The sequence below is a fragment of the Acidovorax sp. ACV01 genome (assembly GCF_014851495.1).
In the GTDB taxonomy this organism is placed as follows: Bacteria; Pseudomonadota; Gammaproteobacteria; order Burkholderiales; family Burkholderiaceae_C; genus Acidovorax; species Acidovorax radicis.
The window spans coordinates 1-785 of sequence record NZ_JACUZT010000024.1 but is presented as its reverse complement, the minus strand read 5'-3'; the positions used below and the strand labels follow the sequence as shown (position 1 = coordinate 785).

General features: G+C 65.5%; 1 protein-coding gene. It reads left to right on the top strand.

The window, feature by feature from the left end:
- The coding region (locus tag IB243_RS26980) for an isocitrate/isopropylmalate family dehydrogenase (RefSeq protein ID WP_225585425.1) at positions 1 to 785 on the top strand (785 nt) is incomplete at both ends.

The window sequence follows — 785 nt, the reverse complement described above, 5'->3', positions numbered from 1 at the left end:
ATCGCCGGAGACGGCATAGGCAAGGAAGTGATGCCCGAAGGCCTGCGCGCGGTACAGGCCGCCGCAGCACGCTTTGGCTTCGAACTCGAATGCCACACCTTCGAATGGGCCAGCTGCGACTACTACGCCGCCCACGGCCAGATGATGCCCGACGACTGGAAAGCCCAGCTCTCGGGCATGGACGCCATCTTCTTCGGCGCTGTCGGCTGGCCTGCCACCGTGCCGGACCACATCTCCCTGTGGGGGTCTCTCCTCAAGTTCCGCCGCGAGTTCGACCAGTACATCAACCTGCGCCCCGTGCGCCTGTTCGAGGGCGTGCCCTGCCCCCTGGCCGGCCGCAAGCCCGGCGATATCGACTACTACGTGGTGCGCGAGAACACCGAGGGCGAGTACACGTCCCTGGGCGGCATCATGTACGAAGGCACCGACCGCGAGATCGTGATCCAGGAATCGGTCTACTCCCGCCACGGGGCCAACCGCCTCTTGAAGTTCGCCTTCGATCTGGCCCAGAGCCGCGCCAAAAAACACGTGACCCTGGCCACCAAGAGCAACGGCATCGCCATCAGCATGCCCTGGTGGGATCAGAGGGCGGACGATGTGGCCAAGGACTACCCCGAGGTCACGCTGGACAAGCAGCACATCGACATCCTCACCGCCCGCTTTGTGCTGCAGCCCGGCCGCTTCGACGTGGTGGCCGCCACCAACTTGTTTGGCGACATCCTCTCCGACCTGGGCCCGGCCACCACCGGCACCATTGGCCTGGCACCCTCGGCCAACCTGAACCC